The sequence below is a fragment of the Arthrobacter sp. TJ-270 genome, assembly GCF_058269075.1.
Window position 1 is genome coordinate 229,815 of the sequence record NZ_JBZCNB010000004.1, and the last position, 19,087, is coordinate 248,901.

Annotated in this window: 16 protein-coding genes and 1 pseudogene; 4 read left to right on the forward strand and 13 right to left on the reverse strand. The window is 65.2% G+C overall.

Translation table 11 applies throughout. The features are described 5' to 3' along the window. Nucleotides 1-22 precede the first annotated feature (22 nt). Genes AC4D2M_RS10105 through AC4D2M_RS10115 form a run of 3 tightly spaced genes read left to right on the forward strand, consistent with a single transcriptional unit; the run spans nucleotide 23 to nucleotide 2,848 of the window. Nucleotides 23-859 (forward strand): aldo/keto reductase, encoded by an 837-nt coding sequence (locus tag AC4D2M_RS10105; RefSeq protein ID WP_490891628.1) that lies wholly within the window; start codon nucleotides 23-25, stop codon nucleotides 857-859. A 1-nt stretch (nucleotide 860) separates the two neighbouring features. Then, nucleotides 861-1,742, forward strand: coding sequence for an alpha/beta fold hydrolase (locus AC4D2M_RS10110; RefSeq protein WP_490891629.1), 882 nt, complete (start codon nucleotides 861-863; stop codon nucleotides 1,740-1,742). Continuing rightward, nucleotides 1,739-2,848 carry a glycosyltransferase family 4 protein gene (locus AC4D2M_RS10115; protein WP_490891630.1) on the forward strand — a complete coding sequence of 370 codons (1,110 nt, stop codon included), beginning with the start codon at nucleotides 1,739-1,741 and terminating at the stop codon, nucleotides 2,846-2,848. The genes AC4D2M_RS10110 and AC4D2M_RS10115 overlap by 4 nt, the downstream gene beginning before the upstream one ends. Here AC4D2M_RS10115 and AC4D2M_RS10120 read toward each other — a convergent pair. From AC4D2M_RS10120 to pyrR, 13 genes and pseudogenes are all read right to left on the reverse strand, one after another. Next, nucleotides 2,845-4,929, reverse strand: a complete 2,085-nt coding sequence (locus AC4D2M_RS10120; protein WP_490891631.1) for a primosomal protein N' — start codon at nucleotides 4,927-4,929, stop codon at nucleotides 2,845-2,847. The genes AC4D2M_RS10115 and AC4D2M_RS10120 overlap by 4 nt on opposite strands. A gap of 16 nt (nucleotides 4,930-4,945) precedes the next feature. Beyond that, a complete protein-coding gene (gene metK / locus AC4D2M_RS10125) occupies nucleotides 4,946-6,160 on the reverse strand; it encodes a methionine adenosyltransferase (RefSeq protein ID WP_490891632.1) in 1,215 nt (404 codons plus the stop codon). A 94-nt stretch (nucleotides 6,161-6,254) separates the two neighbouring features. Further along, nucleotides 6,255-7,493: pseudogene (gene coaBC, locus AC4D2M_RS10130) on the reverse strand (bifunctional phosphopantothenoylcysteine decarboxylase/phosphopantothenate--cysteine ligase CoaBC); the annotation flags it as partial. 24 nt (nucleotides 7,494-7,517) lie between these two features. After that, a complete protein-coding gene (rpoZ, locus tag AC4D2M_RS10135; protein ID WP_309070006.1) occupies nucleotides 7,518-7,778 on the reverse strand; it encodes a DNA-directed RNA polymerase subunit omega in 261 nt (86 codons plus the stop codon). Nucleotides 7,779-7,822: 44 nt separating this feature from the next. Further along, nucleotides 7,823-8,392 carry a guanylate kinase gene (gene gmk, locus AC4D2M_RS10140; RefSeq protein WP_490891634.1) on the reverse strand — a complete coding sequence of 190 codons (570 nt, stop codon included), beginning with the start codon at nucleotides 8,390-8,392 and terminating at the stop codon, nucleotides 7,823-7,825. A gap of 14 nt (nucleotides 8,393-8,406) precedes the next feature. Beyond that, nucleotides 8,407-8,742, reverse strand: coding sequence for an integration host factor, actinobacterial type (mihF, locus tag AC4D2M_RS10145; protein WP_490891635.1), 336 nt, complete (start codon nucleotides 8,740-8,742; stop codon nucleotides 8,407-8,409). A gap of 98 nt (nucleotides 8,743-8,840) precedes the next feature. Continuing rightward, nucleotides 8,841-9,689 (reverse strand): orotidine-5'-phosphate decarboxylase, encoded by an 849-nt coding sequence (gene pyrF / locus AC4D2M_RS10150; RefSeq protein WP_490891636.1) that lies wholly within the window; start codon nucleotides 9,687-9,689, stop codon nucleotides 8,841-8,843. A 1-nt stretch (nucleotide 9,690) separates the two neighbouring features. Next, complete coding sequence (gene carB, locus AC4D2M_RS10155; RefSeq protein ID WP_490891637.1) at nucleotides 9,691-13,002, reverse strand: carbamoyl-phosphate synthase large subunit; 3,312 nt, start codon at nucleotides 13,000-13,002, stop codon at nucleotides 9,691-9,693. Further along, nucleotides 13,003-14,247 carry a glutamine-hydrolyzing carbamoyl-phosphate synthase small subunit gene (carA, locus tag AC4D2M_RS10160; protein WP_490891638.1) on the reverse strand — a complete coding sequence of 415 codons (1,245 nt, stop codon included), beginning with the start codon at nucleotides 14,245-14,247 and terminating at the stop codon, nucleotides 13,003-13,005. Further along, a complete protein-coding gene (locus tag AC4D2M_RS10165; RefSeq protein WP_490891639.1) occupies nucleotides 14,244-14,774 on the reverse strand; it encodes a PH-like domain-containing protein in 531 nt (176 codons plus the stop codon). Before AC4D2M_RS10165 ends, carA begins: the two co-directional genes overlap by 4 nt. Nucleotides 14,775-14,777: 3 nt before the next feature. Next, nucleotides 14,778-16,097 carry a dihydroorotase gene (locus AC4D2M_RS10170; RefSeq protein WP_490891640.1) on the reverse strand — a complete coding sequence of 440 codons (1,320 nt, stop codon included), beginning with the start codon at nucleotides 16,095-16,097 and terminating at the stop codon, nucleotides 14,778-14,780. After that, on the reverse strand, nucleotides 16,094-17,092 hold the full coding sequence (locus AC4D2M_RS10175) for an aspartate carbamoyltransferase catalytic subunit (protein ID WP_490891641.1): 999 nt from the start codon (nucleotides 17,090-17,092) through the stop codon (nucleotides 16,094-16,096). Before AC4D2M_RS10175 ends, AC4D2M_RS10170 begins: the two co-directional genes overlap by 4 nt. Beyond that, the gene (gene pyrR, locus AC4D2M_RS10180; RefSeq protein WP_490891642.1) at nucleotides 17,089-17,664 is read right to left on the reverse strand and encodes a bifunctional pyr operon transcriptional regulator/uracil phosphoribosyltransferase PyrR; all 576 of its coding nucleotides are present in this window, start codon (nucleotides 17,662-17,664) and stop codon (nucleotides 17,089-17,091) included. The genes AC4D2M_RS10175 and pyrR overlap by 4 nt, the downstream gene beginning before the upstream one ends. 99 nt (nucleotides 17,665-17,763) lie before the next feature. Here pyrR and AC4D2M_RS10185 point away from each other — a divergent pair, with 99 nt between their 5' ends. Continuing rightward, the gene (locus AC4D2M_RS10185) at nucleotides 17,764-19,035 is read left to right on the forward strand and encodes a PrsW family intramembrane metalloprotease (protein WP_490891644.1); all 1,272 of its coding nucleotides are present in this window, start codon (nucleotides 17,764-17,766) and stop codon (nucleotides 19,033-19,035) included. Nucleotides 19,036-19,087: the final 52 nt, after the last annotated feature.

The following is a 19,087-nucleotide window of genomic DNA, read 5'->3' on the forward strand; positions in this document are numbered from 1 at the left end:
ACACGCTCGGTAAAGTCAGAGTATGCATAAACCCGGCAAGGTATCTCTCTCCAACGGCGTCCTGCTGGACCGGTTGGGTTACGGTCTCTATAAGGTTCCCTCGGAGGATGCCCACGGACTCTGCGCCCTTGCGCTCGAAGCCGGGTACCGGTTGCTCGACACCGCGGCCATGTACGGCAATGAGGAGGGCGTGGGCCATGCCCTCCGGGATGCCGTCAGTGCCGGCTATGTTGCTCGCAGCGACGTCTTCGTGACCTCAAAGGTCTGGAATGACAGCCATGGTTACCGCGCCACCCTTGCGGCGTTCGAAGACTCCCTCAAGCGCCTCGGTCTTGACTACCTGGATCTCTACCTGATCCATTGGCCGTGCCCCGGCAAGGATCTGTATGTCGATTCCTGGCGGGCGCTGGAGGAGCTTTATGCCAGGGGCAAGGTCCGGGCGATCGGTGTATCCAACTTCCAGCGCCACCACCTCGAGAAGCTCATGTCCCAGACAGAAGTTGTGCCCGCAGTCAACCAGATCGAGTTCCACCCGCTCCTCCAGCAGCAGGGGCTCAGGGAGTTCAATGCCGAAAACGGCATTCTCACCCAGGCGTGGAGCCCGCTCGCCCGCGGGACACTGCTTACCGACTCCACCATCACGCACATCGCCGCGAAACATTCCCGTTCCCCGGCACAGGTCATCCTCCGCTGGCATCTGCAGATCGGTGGGACGGCGGTAGTCAAGGCGAGCACGCGGGAGAGGATCGCGGAGAATCTTTCCATCGACGACTTCACGCTCGATGCCGTCGACATGACCGCCATCGAACAACTCAACACGGACAGCCGAGTCGGTTCCCACCCGGACCTGGTCAACTGAGGTGGTAATCCTGACACGCACCGCGACGGTGCGAACACTGTACCTGGACGGCAAGTGTCAACGGTTCTGGGATTTCCCCGCGGCTCGTGAGACCCCTGACGCCCCTCCGATCTTCATGGTGCACGGGTTCCGGGGTGACCACCACGGGCTGCTGCGCATCATCGAGGCGCTTCCTGCCCACCGCGTAATCGCACCCGACCTTCCGGGCTTCGGTGAGTCCGAGCCCCTGGGACGAACGCACGATGTGGCGGCTTACGCAGCATTCGTCCGGAACAGCGTCGAGAAGCTCGCCCTCGGTCCGGAGACGGTCCTCGTGGGGCATTCCTTCGGATCCATCATTGCAAGCAGGGCAGCGGCGGAAGCTCCGGACGCTTTTGCTGCTCTCGTGCTGATCAACCCGATCAGCGCACCGGCCCTCGAAGGCGCAAGCCGGATTGCCACCCGACTGGCCGAGCTGTATTACCGCCTTGGAGCGGCCCTGCCCGAGCAGGCTGGGCAGGCGCTGCTGCGCAATCGGGCCATAGTGCGCGCAATGAGCGAGCTGATGGCGAAGACACGGGACCGCCCGTTGCGCCGGTGGATCCATGCCCAGCACCGTGCCTACTTCAGCGCCTTCGCCTCGCGCGATGTAGTGCTACAAGCGTTCACAGCGTCGATCAGCGCAACCGTGAGGGACAGCGCAGCCCGGTTGCGGCTGCCAGTGCTCCTGATCGCTGCGGAAAAGGACGACCTCGGCACGGTGCAGACGCAACAGGAGCTTGCGGCGTTGATTCCCGATTCCACGCTCGTGGTCCTTCCGGGGGTGGGTCACCTCATCCACTACGAAACGCCGGATACCGCCGCCGGGCATATCACCGATTTCGTGAATGCGAGGACTCCATGAAAGTTGTGATCGACGCCAGGTTCACCCGCTTTGATCACCATGACGGCATCAGCCGCTACGGCGCCAGCCTGATAGAGGCGCTCTCGCACCGCGCCGACGTGACCATGCTCATCCACGATCGCCGCCAGTTGGCACTGCTCCCGGACGTACCGCACGTGTTGATTAACAGCCCCCTCTCCCCCGCTGAGCTGTTCGTGGCCCGACGGATCAACCGACTCAACGCCGACGCAGTGTTCTGCCCCATGCAGACAATGGGGTCCGCCGGCCGGCACTACCCGCTGGTCCTCACGCTGCATGACCTCATCTACTACCAGAACCGCACTCCCCCGGGGTTCCTTCCGCTGCCTGTCCGGCTTCTCTGGCGGCTGTACCACCTGGCCTACTGGCCGCAGCGGCTGCTGCTGAACCGTGCCGACGTCGTCACCACCATTTCGGAGACCACGCGCAGCCTGATGCAGCGACACCGGCTGACGCAGCGCCCGATCCGCATAGTCGGCAACGCGCCTCAGCCCGGAGCGACGCCCCGGTCGACGGACATTCCGCCCGAGAAGTCCCTGCTGTACATGGGCTCGTTCATGCCCTATAAAAACGTCGAGACCCTGCTGGCGGGAATGGCGGGGCTGCCCGATTACACACTTCACCTCCTGAGCCGGATCACGCCCGAGCGCGAGCGTGAGCTGCAAGCTATTGTTCCTGCCGGAGCCACAGTGGTCTTCCACAATGGTGTCAGCGACGATGAATACGAAGGGCTGCTGCGATCCGCAACGGCCCTTGTAACCCTTTCCCGTGCCGAGGGTTACGGACTTCCCGTCATAGAGGCGATGGCGCTCGGCACACCCGTAGTCGCGGCGGATACACCGATCTTCCGTGAGGTCGGGGGAACAGCAGCGCTGTATGTCGACCCTGACTCCCCCGCAGAATTCACCGGCGCCGTGCAGGCGCTCGATGATCCGCTGCACTGGAAAAGCGCGTCCATAGCTGGCCGTGCGCAGGCCAATACCTTCTCCTGGGAGGCCTCAGCGGACTCACTCGTCGCGGCCCTTGAAGAAGCCGTCAATCTGCATGCCCGGCGACGCGGCCGCACCGCACCGGCACAGAGGCACTAGAGCACGTCGATGCCGTCCACCCGCACATGCACCGGCTCGGTGGTTCGTCTGGCCGAGAGGGAGGCCCGACGGGCGCGCAGGGCGCCGACCACACTGGCAGCGTCCCGGTAGCGGAAGAACAGCAGGGTCCGGTGTGAACCGGCTGCTGACTGCTGGCCCGGCTTCTGCGCGGCCGGTGGCCCCGCCGCCGCACGCACTGCCGTCGGTCCCACCATCCTGCACGACGGCGGCACGTTCAGTCCGTCAATGAAGGCAGCCAGTGCTTCCATCGAGCCGGTCAGCGCTGCGTACCGCACCGCCGGCGGCAGCCCCAGCTCAGTTCTCAGAGCAAGTTCGCGTGCTGCGGCCCCGGTTGGGTCCCAACGAACGAGGTGCCCGGCGGCGGCGTCGTCGTCTGCGGTCACCACTACAACACCGCCCGCCGATGCGGGCCGGGCAAGCACAGCCGCGTTGAACCAGCGCTGCAGCGTGCTCTCAAGGGAGCGAAGGGATTCCCTGCCGAGGAGGGCATTCCCGTCCAGCAGGAGCACCGCGGCGTAGCCTGAAGCGCAGACCGGCTCGGCACCCGGCGTTGCCACGACCACCCGGGGTGAATCGTCAATCTCATCAAGAATGTGGTCACCGGATGAGGAGACGACGACGGCTCCGGGAAATGCCCGTCCCAGCTCATCCGCGGTCCGGGCGGCGCCGCTCACTGTGGAGCGAAGCCTGCCGCCGGAGCAGTACGGGCAGCGCCACGCGTGTTCGGGACGTCCGCACCAACGGCACGCGACCGTTGACCCGCGGCCGGACTGCGCCAGCGGACCGGCGCAGTGTCTGCACCGTGCGGGTTCCCGACAGTCCTCGCAGGCCAGCGCGGGCGAGAAACCGGTTCGCGCCACCTGGATCAGGACGGGCCCGCGCTGCAGTCCGTCGCGGGCTGTGCGCCAGGCCACCGGAGGAATGCGCACCTGGTGCGTCAGGGGTTCCCGGTCTGCGTGGTACGTGTCCGCTGAGTGGAGGACACGCGGTGTCAATTGCCGGACGGTCGGCCTGTCCGCCTCAATGGACTGTGCCCACCCGCTGTCGACCAGCCTCTGGGATTCAACGCTTCGCGAGGCCGAGGCAAAGAGCAGGGCACAGTCCTGCAGTTCGCTGCGCAGCAGAAGCACGTCGCGGGCGTGCTGGTACGGGGCACGTGGTTCACTGTGGGATTCATCGCCGTCATCCCAGAGGCATACGAGTCCCAGATCCTGTACCGGCGCATAGGCTGCCGACCGCGTCCCCACTGCCACCCGGACCTGCCCGTGCAGGAGCCTGAGGAAGTTGCGGTAGCGCGGAGTGGGGCCGTCTTCTGCGGTAAGGCGGACAAAGCTGTCCGGACCGATGCGCTCCTGCAGCGCCTCTTCCACCCGCATGAGGTCGCGCTGGTCAGGAACAACGACGACGGCGCCGCGCCCCACCGTCCAGGCTGCGTGGACCGCTTCAGCCAGCTCCTCCGGCCAGCTGGCCGGCCCATAACCGGCCAGTGTCGTCAACACCGCACGTGGACTCTCACCGGCGGCAACCCGGGACAGGAACGGGTTGCCATTGGCATACCGGGCGAAAAGTGAGTCCCCGCCCTCTTCACTGTGGCTACCGGCGGCGGCGCCCGCGACCTGGTCGGCGCTGAATTCCTTCTCCACGCGGGCCACACGCGGTGGCACCGCCGATCGAAGGACGTCGCTGGTGGACCCGGCGTACCGGGCAGCGACCGCGGCAGCCAAGGCCAGGATCTCGGGGCTGGCAACCGGCTGACCGGAGACCACCTTCGTCAGGGGCAGCAAACGCGCGGGGCTGTCGGAGACAGCTCGACGCTCCACCAGGAACGCCGCGTGCTCGCGGCCCGCGAACCGGACTTTCACCCGTGCGCCGGGGACGGCGTCGTCGTCGTAATCCGCGGGCACGAGGTAATCGAACGGACGGTCCAGATGCGGCAACGGTGAATCGATGATGACCCGGGCGACGGGCAGCCCGGCGGCAACGGGGGACTTCCCGCGGGGTGCTGCCGGTGCAGTGAAGCCCTGCAGCAGCGACAGCTGCTGCCCATTGTTGGAACTCATCGGCTCGAGGCGGTTCCTAGGCGTTGAAGTAGCTCTTCAGTTCATCAGTGCGGTCGGTGAGCTCCCAGTTAAAGCCCTCACCCTCGCGCCCGAAGTGCCCGTGTGCGGCGGTCTTCTGATAGATCGGCCGGAGCAGATCAAGCGAATTGATGATGGCCAGGGGACGAAGGTCGAAGATCTCTGTGATGGCCGAACCGATTGCGGCGGGATCGACCTGCTCGGTTCCGAATGTCTCCACATAGATGCCGACCGGGTGCGCCATGCCGATGGCATAGGCGATCTGGATCTCCGCGCGGCGGGCAAGCCCGGAGGCGACCACGTTCTTGGCCACCCAACGCATGGCGTACGCCGCCGAGCGATCCACCTTTGACGGGTCCTTGCCGCTGAACGCACCGCCGCCGTGGCGTGCCATCCCGCCGTAGGTGTCAACGATGATCTTGCGCCCGGTCAGGCCGGCATCACCCACCGGCCCGCCGATCACGAACTCTCCGCCGGGATTGAGGATGTGCCGGACATTCGAGATATCCAGGTGGGAGGTCGAGAGAACCGGCGCGATCACGTGTTCCACCAGATCGGAACGCAGGGTCTCAAGATCGACACCCTGCGCGTGCTGGGAGGAAATCACCACCGAGTCCACACTGACCGGCTTGTCGCCGTCGTAACCGATCGTGACCTGGGTCTTGCCGTCCGGACGGAGGTAAGACAGCGTGCCGTTCTTCCGTACGTCGGTGAGCTGCTCGGACAGCCGGTGGGCCAGCCAGATGGGGGTGGGCATCAGGACGGGCGTCTCGTCGCTGGCATACCCGAACATGATGCCCTGGTCGCCTGCGCCCTGCGCATCGTAGGCATCGGTGCCGGTACCCTCGCGCGTCTCGAGTGACGTGAACACACCGGAGGCGATCTCCGGCGACTGCTGGCCTATGGACACCGATACACCGCAGCGCGCGCCGTCGAACCCGTTCGCCGAGGAGTCGTAACCGATCCCGAGGATGGTCTTGCGGACGATCTCGGGGATTTCGACGTAGGCGTCAGTGGTGACCTCACCGGCGACGTGGACAAGGCCCGTGGTCACGAGGGTTTCCACCGCCACACGGGAGCGCGGATCCGCTTCCAGCAGCGCATCCAGGATGCCGTCACTGATCTGGTCACAGATCTTGTCGGGATGGCCCTCCGTCACCGATTCCGAGGTGAACAATCGCAAGGAAGGGCTAGGCGTATGGGGTGAATTCACGTGATCACTCTACTTGGTCGGGTGAGGTATCCAGCGGCTTGTGTGACCGGGCACTACGACGACGGCGGTCTGGCGGCGGGAGCGCCGGGAGCCCTCAGGTGGTCTGGCCCGCGGGATCGAGGGCTGCAGCGACCCGTGCGACAACCACTTGGGCAACGCTGGACTTGCTGCCGCTGATGGTCTCCGGTTCAGCGCCTCCCGCATCCAGGATGGTTATCTCGGTGGAGTCCTGGCCGAAGACAAGGGTCCTGCCCACCCGGTTCAGGATAAGCAGGTCGCAGCCCTTGCGTTCGAGTTTCTGCATCCCGTGCGCGAGCGGTGTGGCGTCGTCGTCACCGGTTTCAGCTGCGAACCCCACGATCACCGTGGGTGAGCCAAGCGCGCGCCGCTGCTGCACGGTCTCGACGAGGATATCGGGGTTCCGGATAAGCGTGATGACGGGGTTTTCGCCGTCGTCGCGCTTTTTGACCTTGGTGTCCGAGACGGTTTCAGGCCGGAAATCCGCAACTGCCGCCGCCATGATGAGGGCGTCCGATTGCTGGGCCAGCTTCAGCGTGGCCTCCCGCAACTCTTCGGCGGTCTCGACGATCGTCAGTTCCACACCCGCCGGCAGCGGCACCTCCATATGCGCAGCGATGAACTGGACCGTCGCGCCTGCCTCGAGAGCGGCTTGGGCCAGAGCCACACCCTGCTTTCCCGAGGACCGGTTGCCGAGGAAACGGACCGGGTCGAGCGGCTCGCGGGTGCCGCCGGCAGTGATGGTGACGGTGCGGCCGGCCAGGGGCCGGGCGGCGGGATCTCCAGGTGCTGCCACTGCCTGCAGCGCGGCGGCGAAGATAGCTTCGGGCTCCGGCAGCCGGCCGGGGCCGCTGTCCGTGCCCGTAAGGCGGCCGGTGGCCGGCTCCAGTACGACGGCGCCGCGTTGCCTCAGCGTCGCGACGTTGGCGACGGTGGCCGGATGCTGCCACATTTCCGTGTGCATCGCCGGTGCAAAGACAACCGGAGCGCGGGTCACCAGGAGGGAACCGGTCAGCAGATCGTCAGCCATGCCGGCGGTTGCACGGGCCAGCAGGTCAGCGGTCGCGGGAGCAACCACCACCAGATCGGCTTCCTGACCCAGGCGGACGTGGCGCACCTGGTCGACGGCGTCGAAGACGCTGTTGCTGACCGGATTACCCGAGAGCGCTTCCCAGGTTGCTGTTCCCACGAAGCGCTGTGCTGCCTCGGTGGGTATGACCGTCACACTGTGACCGGCTTCAGTGAACAAACGCAGAAGGGACGCCACCTTGTAGGCGGCGATCCCTCCTCCAACTCCCAGGACGATACGCACGTCGGTGTTTTTGCTGCCCGTCGGGGCTTACTCCGAAGCTTCGGCGGGGGCCGCGACGAGCATGCCCTCGTTGATCTCGCGCAGGGCAATGGACAGCGGCTTCTCGTTCAGCTTCGTCTCAACAAGCGGACCAACGTACTCGAACAGGCCCTCATGCAGCTGCGAGTAGTATGCGTTGATCTGCCGGGCGCGCTTGGCTCCGTAGATCACGAGGGCGTACTTCGAGTCCGATGCCTCCAGCAGGGAGTCGATCGGCGGGTTGATGATGCCTTCGGGGTGAGTAGACACAAAATCTCCAATAGTCGCTGGGCCGTAAAGCTACTGCGCGTGCTTTAGTGCGAGTGCGCGGTCAGGCCCATCAATGAAACAAGCTCATCTGCTGCACGCTGAACGTCGTCATTAATCACGGTGTGGTCAAATTCCGGTTCGGCAGCAAGTTCCAGTTTAGCGGTTTCAAGGCGCTGCTGCTGTTCCTCGGGAGTTTCGGTGCCCCGACCGACGAGGCGACGCACCATTTCCTCCCAGCTGGGGGGCGCAAGGAACACAAAATTGGCATCCGGCATGTTCTTTTTGACCTGCCGCGCTCCCTGGAGATCAATCTCCAGGAGAACGGTCTTTCCAGCTTCCATGGCGGCAATCACCGTGCGCCTCAGTGTGCCGTAACGGTTACGCCCGTGCACCACCGCCCACTCCAGCATCTGGCCGCTTTCCACGAGGACGTCGAACTCCTCAGGTGAGACGAAGTGGTAGTGGACGCCGTCCGTCTCACCCGGTCGGGGCGGACGGGTGGTGGCCGAGACGGACAACTCCACCTCGGGGTAGTTGTCGCGGATGTAGGTTGAAACGGTCCCTTTGCCCACAGCCGTTGGGCCCGCAAGCACGGTCAGCCGCGGCTGATTCACGAATACTTCCTTCTCTAGTGGCGATTGTTCGCCGGATGATGCATCAGATGCTCAACGAGAGCCTTGCGCTGGTGGATGCCGAGACCCCGAACCCTCCGGGTGGCAGCGATTCCGACGGCGTCCATAATCCCTGCGGCCCGCTTCTCCCCCACGCCGGGTAATGCCTTCAACAGGTCCAGGACCCGAAGCCTTCCGATGGCTTCGTCCTGGCTGGAGCCGTTGATAACGTCAGCGACGGTGATCTCGCCGGACTTCAGCCGGGACTTCAGCTCCGCTCGGGCGGCCCTCGCCGCCGTTGCTTTTTCCCGCGCCAGTGCTCGTTCGCTATCAGTGAGAGGCTTCAGGCTCACTCGGGCTCCCTAGGCAGTTGAACCGTCGGCCAAGCACCGGCAGTCACGGGTCTGGAGTTTGGGCTTGCACTGAACCTATCTGCTCGGCTGGCCGAAAATCAATCCGTCCCAGAACGGCCGTCGCCGGACAGGTCCACCGAACGCTGAGTCGCCGTGATGGCCTCGCGCAGTCCCTCGACCGTGGGCCCTGCACTAAGAATCTCCCTGCTCGAATTGGGCAGGACGATACCTGAGGCACCGGCGAAGGTGTCGCGAAGCTCCTGCCGCCCGGCACCCTGCGCCCCTACTCCGGGGGCAAGGATGGGGCCGTTCAGCGCCGTGAGATCAAGGCTGAGGCGCCGCACCGCTTCCCCGGCGGTGGCACCGATCACCAGGCCGACCGAGCCGGGGACGCCGCCGTCGTTCTCGGCTGAGGCCGCCTCGACGATCCGGCGGGCAACTGAATGCTCGCCGCCCACGTGCTGCACCGACGCGCCTTCAGGGTTGGAGGTCAACGCCAGGACGAACACCCCGCGGCCCGACTCCCGCGCCGCAGTCAGCGCCGGGCGCAACGACTCGAAACCGAGGTAGGGACTCAACGTGAGAGCATCAGCTGCCAGGGCGGACCCGTCGCGCAGCCAGGCGTCGGCATAACCGGCCATGGTCGACCCGATGTCTCCGCGCTTGGCGTCGGCGATGGTCAGGACCCCGCTCTCGGCGCTGCGGGCCAGCAAACGCTCGAGCGCAGCCATTCCCTGCGAACCGAATCGCTCGAACAGGGCGACCTGCGGCTTGATGATCGCAACCCTGCCCGCGACGGCATCCAGCACCGTCGCGGAGAACCGGTCGACGCCGGCAGGCGTATCGGGAAGCCCCCACGCCGCAAGCAGCGCCGGGTGCGGATCAATTCCCACACACAGGTTCCCGAAATGCCCGACGGCGGCATCCAGCCGCAGACCGAACGTCACCTTATGCTCCAACCGGGTCAGGAACAGCTTCCCCGCGGATGGCGCGCGCGTGGTCCTGCAGGCTGGTGACGGACCACTGGTAGGTACGCAATGCCTCGATCGCCTGGACCGCCGCATTGAACTCGGCGACGGTGGTGATGCACGGAATGCCGATCGACGTGGCTGCGGCGCGCAACTGGTACCCATCGCTGCGTGCCTCACCGCCCGACGGGGTGTTGAACACCATGTCGATTTCACCGCCAATCACCAGATCCGCGATCGTGCCCTCGCCTTCGGCGCTGCTGCCTTCGGCGACCTTGCGGACCGGTGTCGCCTGAATGCCGTTGCGGCGCAGGACGTCGGCGGTACCGCCGGTGGAAACGATCTCGAAGCCCAGGTCAGAGAGCCGCTTGACGCCCATGATCACCGAACGCTTGTCGCGGTTGGCGACGGAGACAAACACCTTGCCCTGTGTCGGCAGGGCATTGTTCGCTGCGGCCTGGCTCTTGGCGAAGGCGGTATCGAAGTGCTTGTCGATTCCCATCACCTCGCCCGTGGAACGCATTTCGGGACCGAGGAGCGAGTCCACGACGGTGCCTTCCGGCGTACGGAATCGGCTGAATGGAAGCACCGCTTCCTTCACCGACACCGGAGCTGACAGCGGCAGCCGTGAGCCGTCACCGGTCTCAGGCAGCATCTTGTACGCGGTGCGGAGCTGGTGGATGGTGACGCCGGTGCCGATGAGGGCGGCGGCTTTCGCCATCTGCACACCTGTTGCCTTCGATACGAACGGCACCGTACGTGAGGCGCGCGGGTTTGCTTCAAGCACGTAGAGCACATCGGACGCGAGGGCGAACTGAATGTTGATGAGCCCCAGGACGCCGACGCCCTCGGCAATCGCATGGGTTGCCACGCGGACCCGCTCGAGCACATCGGTTCCAAGCGTGATCGGCGGCAGCACGCAGGCGGAGTCGCCGGAGTGGATTCCGGCTTCCTCAATGTGCTCCATGATTCCGCCAAGGTAGAGGTCCTTGCCGTCGTACAGCGCATCCACATCGATTTCCACGGCATCTTCGAGGAAGCGGTCGATCAGGACCGGGTGGTCCGGGGTGATCTCCGTGGCGTTGGAGATGTAGCGGGACAGGTGTGCCTCGTCGTACACGATCTCCATCCCGCGGCCGCCCAGCACGTAGGACGGGCGGACCAGGACCGGGTAGCCGATCTCGTCGGCGATGGCGCGGGCGTCCTCAAAGGAGACAGCTGTGCCGTTCTTCGGTGCAATCAGTCCGGCTTCGGCCAGAACCCGCGCGAACTCACCGCGGTGTTCAGCCAGGTCGATGGCTTCAGGGGAGGTACCGAGGATCGGTATACCGGCGTCGGCGAGAGCCTGGGACAGTTTCAGCGGAGTCTGGCCGCCGAGCTGTACGAAAACGCCCATGACGCCGCCGGTGCGTTCCTCCGCCGCGATGACTTCGAGCACGTCCTCAAGGGTGAGGGGCTCGAAGTAAAGCCGGGTGGAGATGTCATAGTCGGTGGAGACGGTCTCGGGGTTGCAGTTGATCATCACGGTCTCGTAGCCGGCCTTGCGCAGCGCCATCGTGGCGTGAACGCACGAGTAGTCGAACTCAATGCCCTGTCCGATGCGGTTCGGGCCGGAGCCGAGGATGATGATGGACGGCTTGGCGTGCAGGCCAACCTCGTCCTCCTCGTCGTAGGAGGAGTAGTGATAGGGGGTGTACGCCGCGAACTCGGCCGCGCAGGTGTCCACGGTCTTGAAGACCGGTCGGATATCGAGTGCATGGCGCACTCCACGCACCACAGCCTCCGGAGTGTGCGTCAGGAGGCCGATCTGCTCGTCCGAGAAGCCGTGCCGCTTCGCCAGCCGCAGCGTGTCAGGCTTGATTCCCTCCTTGCGGACGGTAGCCGCCACCTCGTTGAGGAGGACAAGCTGGTCCAGAAACCAGGGATCAATGCCGGTGGCCTCGTAGAGATCTTCGACGCTTGCACCGCCCAGCAGCGCACGCTGGACCTGGGAGAGGCGTTCCGTCGTCGGGCGCTTGGCGGCCTCGATGAGTTCGGGGACATCAAACTCGCTGACCGAGTCGAACGTCAGCTGTGACCCCTTCTGCTCAAGTGAACGCAGCGCCTTCTGGAGCGCCTCGGTGAAGTTGCGGCCCATGGCCATGGCCTCACCGACGGACTTCATGGTGGTGGTGAGCGTCGGGTCCGCCGCGGGGAACTTTTCGAATGCGAACCTCGGGACCTTGACCACGACGTAGTCGAGGGTCGGCTCGAAGGATGCAGGGGTCTGACGGGTGATGTCGTTCGGGATCTCGTCAAGCGTGTATCCGAGGGAGAGTTTCGTGGCGATCTTCGCGATGGCGAAGCCGGTGGCTTTCGATGCCAGGGCTGAGGAACGGGACACGCGGGGGTTCATCTCGATGACCACCACGCGGCCGGTGTCAGGCTCCACCGCGAACTGGATGTTGCAGCCGCCCGTGTCCACGCCCACCTCCCGGATGACGGCGATGGCGATGTCCCGCATGCGCTGGTACTCGCGGTCGGTGAGGGTCAGCGCGGGGGCCACGGTGATGGAGTCACCGGTGTGGACCCCTACCGGGTCGAAGTTCTCGATCGAACAGACGACGACGACGTTGTCGTTCCTGTCGCGCATCATCTCCAGCTCGTATTCCTTCCACCCGAGGATGCTCTCCTCGAGCAGCACCTCGCTGGTGGGGCTGTACTGCAGGCCCTGGCCCACGATGCGGCGCAGGTCCTGCTCGTTGTAGGCGAGACCGGACCCCAGGCCGCCCATGGTGAAGGATGGGCGCACCACCATCGGGTAGCCCAGGTCCTCTGCTGCGTCCAGCGCCGCAGCAAGCGTGTTGATGATGCGCGACCGGGCCGACTCGGCCCCGCAGCGTTCCACGACGCCCTTGAACTTCTCGCGGTCCTCGCCGAGTTCGATAGCGGCGATGTTGGCGCCGATGAGTTCCACGCCGTACTTCTCCAGGACGCCGTTCTTGTCCAGGGCGATGGCGGTGTTGAGCGCCGTCTGGCCACCGAGGGTGGGAAGGATCGCGTCGGGGCGTTCCTTGGCGATGATTTTCTCGACTACTTCCGGAGTGATCGGCTCAACGTAGGTTGCGTCGGCGAACTCCGGATCGGTCATGATCGTTGCCGGGTTCGAGTTGACCAGGATGACCCGGAGGCCCTCCTCCTTCAACACGCGCAGCGCCTGGGTGCCTGAGTAATCGAACTCGGCGGCCTGCCCGATGACGATGGGTCCCGATCCGATGACCAGGACGGAGGTGAGATCGGTTCTGCGGGGCATCTAGTTTTCTTCCTGCGCGGGGGTGGGAGCTTTGGAGACCTCTGAAGCATCAAGCTCGTTAGAGCCGCCGCCCGTGCGGGCAGCCTCGGCCATGAGGTCGATGAACCTGTCGAACAGGTATGCGGAATCGTGCGGACCGGCCGCCGCTTCCGGGTGGTACTGCACGGAGAACGCCGGCAGGTCCAGGCACGCCAGGCCTTCGACGACGTCGTCATTGAGGCTCACGTGGCTCACCTCAACCTGTCCGAAGCGCTCCTCGGGGGCGATAACCGGCCCGTCGAGCGGCGCATCCACGGCGAAGCCGTGATTCTGGCTGGTGATCTCGACCTTGCCGGTGCGCCGGTCGAGCACGGGCTGGTTGATCCCACGGTGTCCGTAGCGCAGCTTGTAGGTGCCGAAGCCCAGAGCGCGGCCGAGGATCTGGTTGCCGAAGCAGATACCGAAGAACGGCTTTTTCGCGTCGAGGACCTGGCGCAGCAGCGAAACCTGGGCATCGGCGGTGGAGGGGTCTCCGGGACCGTTCGACATAAAGACGCCGTCGGCACCTACCGCTGCGACGTCGTCGTATGTTGCGTCCGCGGGCAGCACGACTGTGCGCACGCCGCGCTCGGCGAAGTGCTTGGGAGTCATGGCTTTGATTCCGAGGTCCAGCGCAGCGACGGTGAACCGGGGCTCGCCTTCCCAGCCGTGGTCCGAAGGCTCGACGACGTAGCGGGAGTCGATGCTCACTTCTTCCGCGAGCCGTGAACCCTCCATGCTGCGCTGGCCGTTTACCTCTGCAAGCAGCTCAACGTCCCTGCGGTCCGCGTCAGCTCCGGAAAAGATGCCGGCTTTCATGGCGCCGCGCTCGCGCAGGTGGCGGGTGATGGCACGCGTATCGACGCCCTGGATCCCGACGACGCCCTGCTCGACCAGCTCGTCGTCAAGGCTTTTCTCCGAGCGCCAGTTGGACGGACGTCGTGCTGCGTCGCGCACGATGTAGCCGGCTACCCAGATCCGGCGGGACTCGGCGTCGTCGCGGTTCACACCGGTATTACCGATATGCGGCGCCGTCTGGACCACGAGTTGCCGCGCGTAGGACGGGTCCGTGATCGTTTCCTGGTAGCCGGTCATGCCGGTCGCGAAGACCGCTTCGCCAAGCGCCGTGCCGAGCGCGCCGTAGCTTTGTCCCCGGAACGTCCGACCGTCCTCAAGGACCAAAACCGCCGCGGCACCGGCTCCTGTTACTCCCGCGTGTGTTGTCACTGTACTTCCTTGCTTGTGGGGTTGTTGAGGGGATCGGTGTCCTCGATCAGTGCACTGATCGCTGCCAGGAGCTGCGTCTTGTCCGCGGCGTACCTGGTTCGGAAACCGGTATCGAACGTCTGTGAATCCATCGTCCAGGACACCACCACCAGTCCGTCCTTTTCGACGAACTTTCCGGCCATGCCCCGCTCCAGTCGCACGCCCGTCAGGTTCTTCCTGGCGATGTACACCTCGGTGTCACCGGAACGGTCGAACAGGAGGCCATGTGGGTAGACGGCAGCGGTTGCCGTTGCCTTGTTCCCGAGACCGTGCGCGGTGATGCGGTCCAGCCAGTCTCCCCCGGTTGTGGTGACCACGTACTGGCCTTCAGCGGCGTAGAGGGGCGCCCCGGGATCCTCCGGGGCATTGGGCGGCGCCTGCACTGCTTGCTGGCGCCTCAGCCGGCTGCGCCAGCCAAGAGCCATGAGACCAATCAGCAGCACGATGGCAACCAGTGAGGAAACAATGGCGGTTGTAGCTATGTCCACGCTTCAGTCCCCTTGCACATCGGGATGCGGTGTATTGAGCCGCCCCTCCAGCACCGTGGGATGCCCGGCGAAGAAGGTTGCGATGACTGCGCCTGGCAGCTCGAGGCCGGCGAAGGGACTGTTACGTCCCTTGGTAGCCATCCTATGGGGATCGACTGTCCACCGGGCGGAGGGATCCACCAGTGTGAGATTCGCCATCTCCCCGGATTCCAGCGGTGTTCCCTGCGTTGCCACCCGGCCGATTCTTGCGGGAAGGATGGACGTTGCCTCTGCGAAGCGCGACCAGTCCATCAGCCCCGTCTCGATCATGGTGTGCTGCACCACGGACAGCGCGGTCTCAAGACCCGTCATTCCCATGGCGGCCTGAGCCCATTCGCACTCCTTGTGTTCGGAAGGATGCGGGGCGTGGTCCGTACCGATGACGTCGATGGTCCCGTCGGCCAGCGCCTCACGGAGAGCCGTGACGTCGTTGTCAGTGCGCAGGGGCGGGTTGACCTTGTACACCGGGTTCCACGTGCGGACGAGCTCATCGGTGAGCAAGAGATGGTGCGGCGTGACTTCGGCAGTCACGTTGACGCCGCGCTGCTTCGCCCATCGGATGATCTCGACCGAGCCGGCCGTCGACACATGGCAGACGTGCAGGCGCGAGCCGACGTGCTGGGCCAGCAGGACGTCCCGGGCGATGATGCTTTCCTCGGCAACCGCGGGCCAGCCGGCCAGGCCCAGGACAGCGGACACCGAACCTTCATTCATTTGGGCACCCTCGGTGAGGCGCGGTTCCTGCGCGTGCTGGGCGACAACGCCGTCGAACGCTTTCACGTACTCGAGCGCGCGGCGCATCAGCACTGGATCGGAGACGCAGATGCCGTCATCCGAGAAGACGCGAACGCCCGCCCGGGATTGCGCCATGGCTCCGAGTTCCGCGAGCCTCTCCCCCGCAAGGCCCACCGTGACGGCTCCGACGGGCCGGACGTCGACCCAACCGGCGCGCCGGCCCAGCGCGTGGACCTGCTCCACCACGCCGGCCGTATCGGCAACCGGCATGCTGTTGGCCATGGCGTGCACCGCCGTGTAGCCGCCCATGGCAGCCGCACGTGTGCCGGTCTCCACCGTCTCGGAATCTTCGCGGCCGGGCTCGCGAAGGTGTGTGTGGATATCCACCATGCCCGGCAGCAGGACCAACCCGTCAGCGTCCACGACGACGGCGCCCCCTGCCGACAATGACCGTCCCCGCTCGGCGATGCGACCGTCTGCAATCAGTACATCAACGCCGGTCTCACCGCTTGCGGTCGTGGCGCCCCTGATCAGGTAACGGGTGCTCATACTGTTGCCTCCTGGGCGGGGGTTGGCTGTGCGGAGTCATCGCCCGACAGCAGCAGATAGAGGACGGCCATCCGGACAGATACGCCGTTACGTACCTGTGCAAGGACCGTTGAGCGGGGTGAGTCGGCCGCAGCTGACGAAATTTCAAGGCCGCGGTTCATGGGACCCGGATGCATGATGATCGTGTCCTTGCCCGCCGATGCCTCGAGCGTAGCCAGCCGCTCGTCGTCGAACCCCCAGGTGCGGGTGTACTCACGGGTGGAAGGGAAGAACGCGGCGTTCATCCGCTCGCCCTGCACCCTGAGCATCATGATCGCGTGGGGGCCGGTTGCAAGGACCTCATCGAGGTCGAAGCTGACCCTGCACGGCCAGTCGCCGATGCCGACAGGGACCAGCGTGGGAGGCGCAACGAGGGTTACCTCCGCACCGAGCGTCGTAAGGAGCCACAGGTTGGAACGGGCGACCCGGGAGTGCAGGACGTCCCCCACGATTGCGATGCGCAACCCCCGTAGATCTTCACCAAGGGAGGGACGACCGGCAACCTTCGACCAGTGCCGACGGAGCGTGAACGCATCCAACAGGGCCTGGGTTGGATGCTCGTGAGTACCGTCTCCGGCATTGATCACAGCCGCGTCGATCCAGTCCGAAGCGGCAAGCCTCGCGGGAGCCCCGGATGCCCAGTGCCTGATGACCACAGCATCGGCGCTCATAGCCTCGAGGGTCTGCGCTGTGTCCTTGAGCGATTCACCCTTGGACACCGAAGAACCCTTGGCGGCGAAATTGATCACGTCCGCCGACAGCCGCTTCGCTGCCGCTTCGAACGAAATTCGGGTCCGGGTCGAGTCCTCGAAGAAAAGGTTGACGACGGTGCGTCCACGCAGCGCTGGAAGCTTCTTGACTTCCCTTTCACCGACCTCGGCCATTTCCTCGGCTGTATCGAGAATACGGATTGCGTCGGTGCCCGTCAGACTCTCTGTGGACAGGAGGTGCTTCATGCCGGACCCTCGATCACTACTTCGTCGACGGAGTCGACCTCGCTGATCCTCACGCGGACCTTCTCGGCGGAGGAGGTGGGGAGATTCTTTCCGACATGGTCGGCGCGGATGGGCAGTTCGCGGTGTCCACGGTCCACCAGCACGGCGAGGCGGACGATCCGCGGCCGGCCGATGTCGACGATCGCGTCCAGGGCGGCGCGGATGGTGCGGCCGGAATAGAGCACGTCGTCCACCAGCACCACAACCTTGTTGTCGATGCCGGCGGGAGGGAGCTTGGTGGGGCCGGGCGGGCGGGTTGGATGCTTGCGCAGGTCATCACGGAACATCGTGACGTCGAGGCGGCCCACCATGCGCTCGGGATCCACAGCAGGATCGGTGCGCGCAATTTTGCGCGCCAACCGCTGGGCGAGCGGGAACCCCCGGCGGGGGATGCCCAGTAGCACAAGGTCCCGGGAGCCCTTGTTGGCTTCGAGGATCTCGTGGGCGATCCGGGTCAGGGCCCGGTCAATATCAGCATCACCGAGGACCGTACGGAACACGGACCCTCCGGATTCAGGGCTGGATACACTCATGGAACGCGTCCTCCTTCTCCGCCTCACAGGACGGCCTTTAAAGGGGTTGGGTGCGGCTTCAAAACTACCATAGGCATCCCGGGCACCTATCCTGTGTGGATGAGTATGAACTCCGGGAGTGCGTACACGGAACCGGGCGGCGAGGTCCTTTCAGGAGAGCAGCCGCCTCTGGGAATGTGGCAGCAGGTACACCCCGGGCCGCCGGTTCCGCCCTCCCCCGAGGTCCACGCGGGCCTGAACCCGCCTGTTAGGAAGCGTGCCTACCCGCCGCGCTACGCCGTCGTCAATGCCCTGTTGCTCATCTGCACGGCGCTGGTCCTTGCCGGTGTGGCCGCGATGGTTACTGCACAGCTCGGGCCCGCCGCGCTTGCTCTCTGCGCCGCACTGGCACTGGTACCGCTCACCATCTGTCTGGTCGGGATACGGTGGGTGGACCGCTGGGACCCCGAGCCCCGTGGAGCACTGGCCTTCGCCTTCCTGTGGGGTGCCGGAATGTCGGTCGGCGTCACATTCCTGCTCGGCCCCACCGTCACCACCATGCTTCTCAGTGCGGGTTTCAGCGGAGCGGGTCCCGACATTGTGGGTCCGGTCTTCCAGGCCCCGATCGTCGAAGAACTGGCGAAGGGCCTGGGCGTCCTCATCCTCGCTCTCTCCCGTCGCAGCCACTTTGACGGGCCAGTCGACGGCATTGTCTACGCCGGCACCATTGCTGCGGGATTCGCCTTCACCGAGAACGTGTTGTACTTCGGGTCAGCACTCACTGACCCGGCCGGACTCGGCGGACTGATCACGGTGTTTGTGATGCGCGGGCTGTTCTCACCCTTTGCCCACGTGATGTTTACCGGCGCGCTGGGTCTCGTACTGGGAATGGCGGTCGCGAAAGGCCGCACCAGGGGTGGACTGATCATTGCATTCGTGATCGGCCTTATCCCCGCGGTTGCCGGTCACATGCTGTGGAACGGCGGACTGGTGGTCCTCTTCACAGACTTCTTCTCGTTCTACTTCCTGGTTCAGGTGCCGCTGTTCATCGCTGTGATCGCGGTTGTATTCGCTCTCCGTCGCGCCGAACGCGCCGTGACCCACCAACGGCTCGCCGAATACGCCCACTCCGGCTGGATCACGGGGCAGGAGGTAGACATGGTGGCTTCGCCGCGTGGCCGTTCATCGGCACTCGCCTGGGCCCGACGGGTAGGAGCCGCTCCCGCCATGAAAAGCTTTATCAGCACAGCGGTGCGGCTGGCTTTCGTGCGCCAACGATTGCGAGCCGGCCACGCCAGCGGTTCGGATCCGGCCCTGGAAGTACACCTGCTTCACGACCTCAACGCGGCCCGCCGGCAAATCATCTCCGCGGCGTCTGCGCGCCGATTCTGACATGCCGGCGCGCTTGTCCGGACACGAAGTCCGACGCTGGTCAGTCCGCGGA

Excerpts from the sequence above, each read along its gene's own strand:
- AC4D2M_RS10105 (WP_490891628.1), top strand. The coding sequence starts at position 23 with ATGCATAAACCCGGCAAGGTATCTCTCTCCAACGGCGTCCTGCTGGAC.
- AC4D2M_RS10175 (WP_490891641.1), bottom strand. The coding sequence starts at position 17,092 with ATGAAGCACCTCCTGTCCACAGAGAGTCTGACGGGCACCGACGCAATC.
- AC4D2M_RS10120 (WP_490891631.1), bottom strand. The coding sequence starts at position 4,929 with ATGAGTTCCAACAATGGGCAGCAGCTGTCGCTGCTGCAGGGCTTCACT.
- carB (WP_490891637.1), bottom strand. The coding sequence starts at position 13,002 with ATGCCCCGCAGAACCGATCTCACCTCCGTCCTGGTCATCGGATCGGGA.
- AC4D2M_RS10115 (WP_490891630.1), top strand. The coding sequence starts at position 1,739 with ATGAAAGTTGTGATCGACGCCAGGTTCACCCGCTTTGATCACCATGAC.
- AC4D2M_RS10170 (WP_490891640.1), bottom strand. The coding sequence starts at position 16,097 with ATGAGCACCCGTTACCTGATCAGGGGCGCCACGACCGCAAGCGGTGAG.
- AC4D2M_RS10185 (WP_490891644.1), top strand. The coding sequence starts at position 17,764 with ATGAGTATGAACTCCGGGAGTGCGTACACGGAACCGGGCGGCGAGGTC.
- pyrR (WP_490891642.1), bottom strand. The coding sequence starts at position 17,664 with ATGAGTGTATCCAGCCCTGAATCCGGAGGGTCCGTGTTCCGTACGGTC.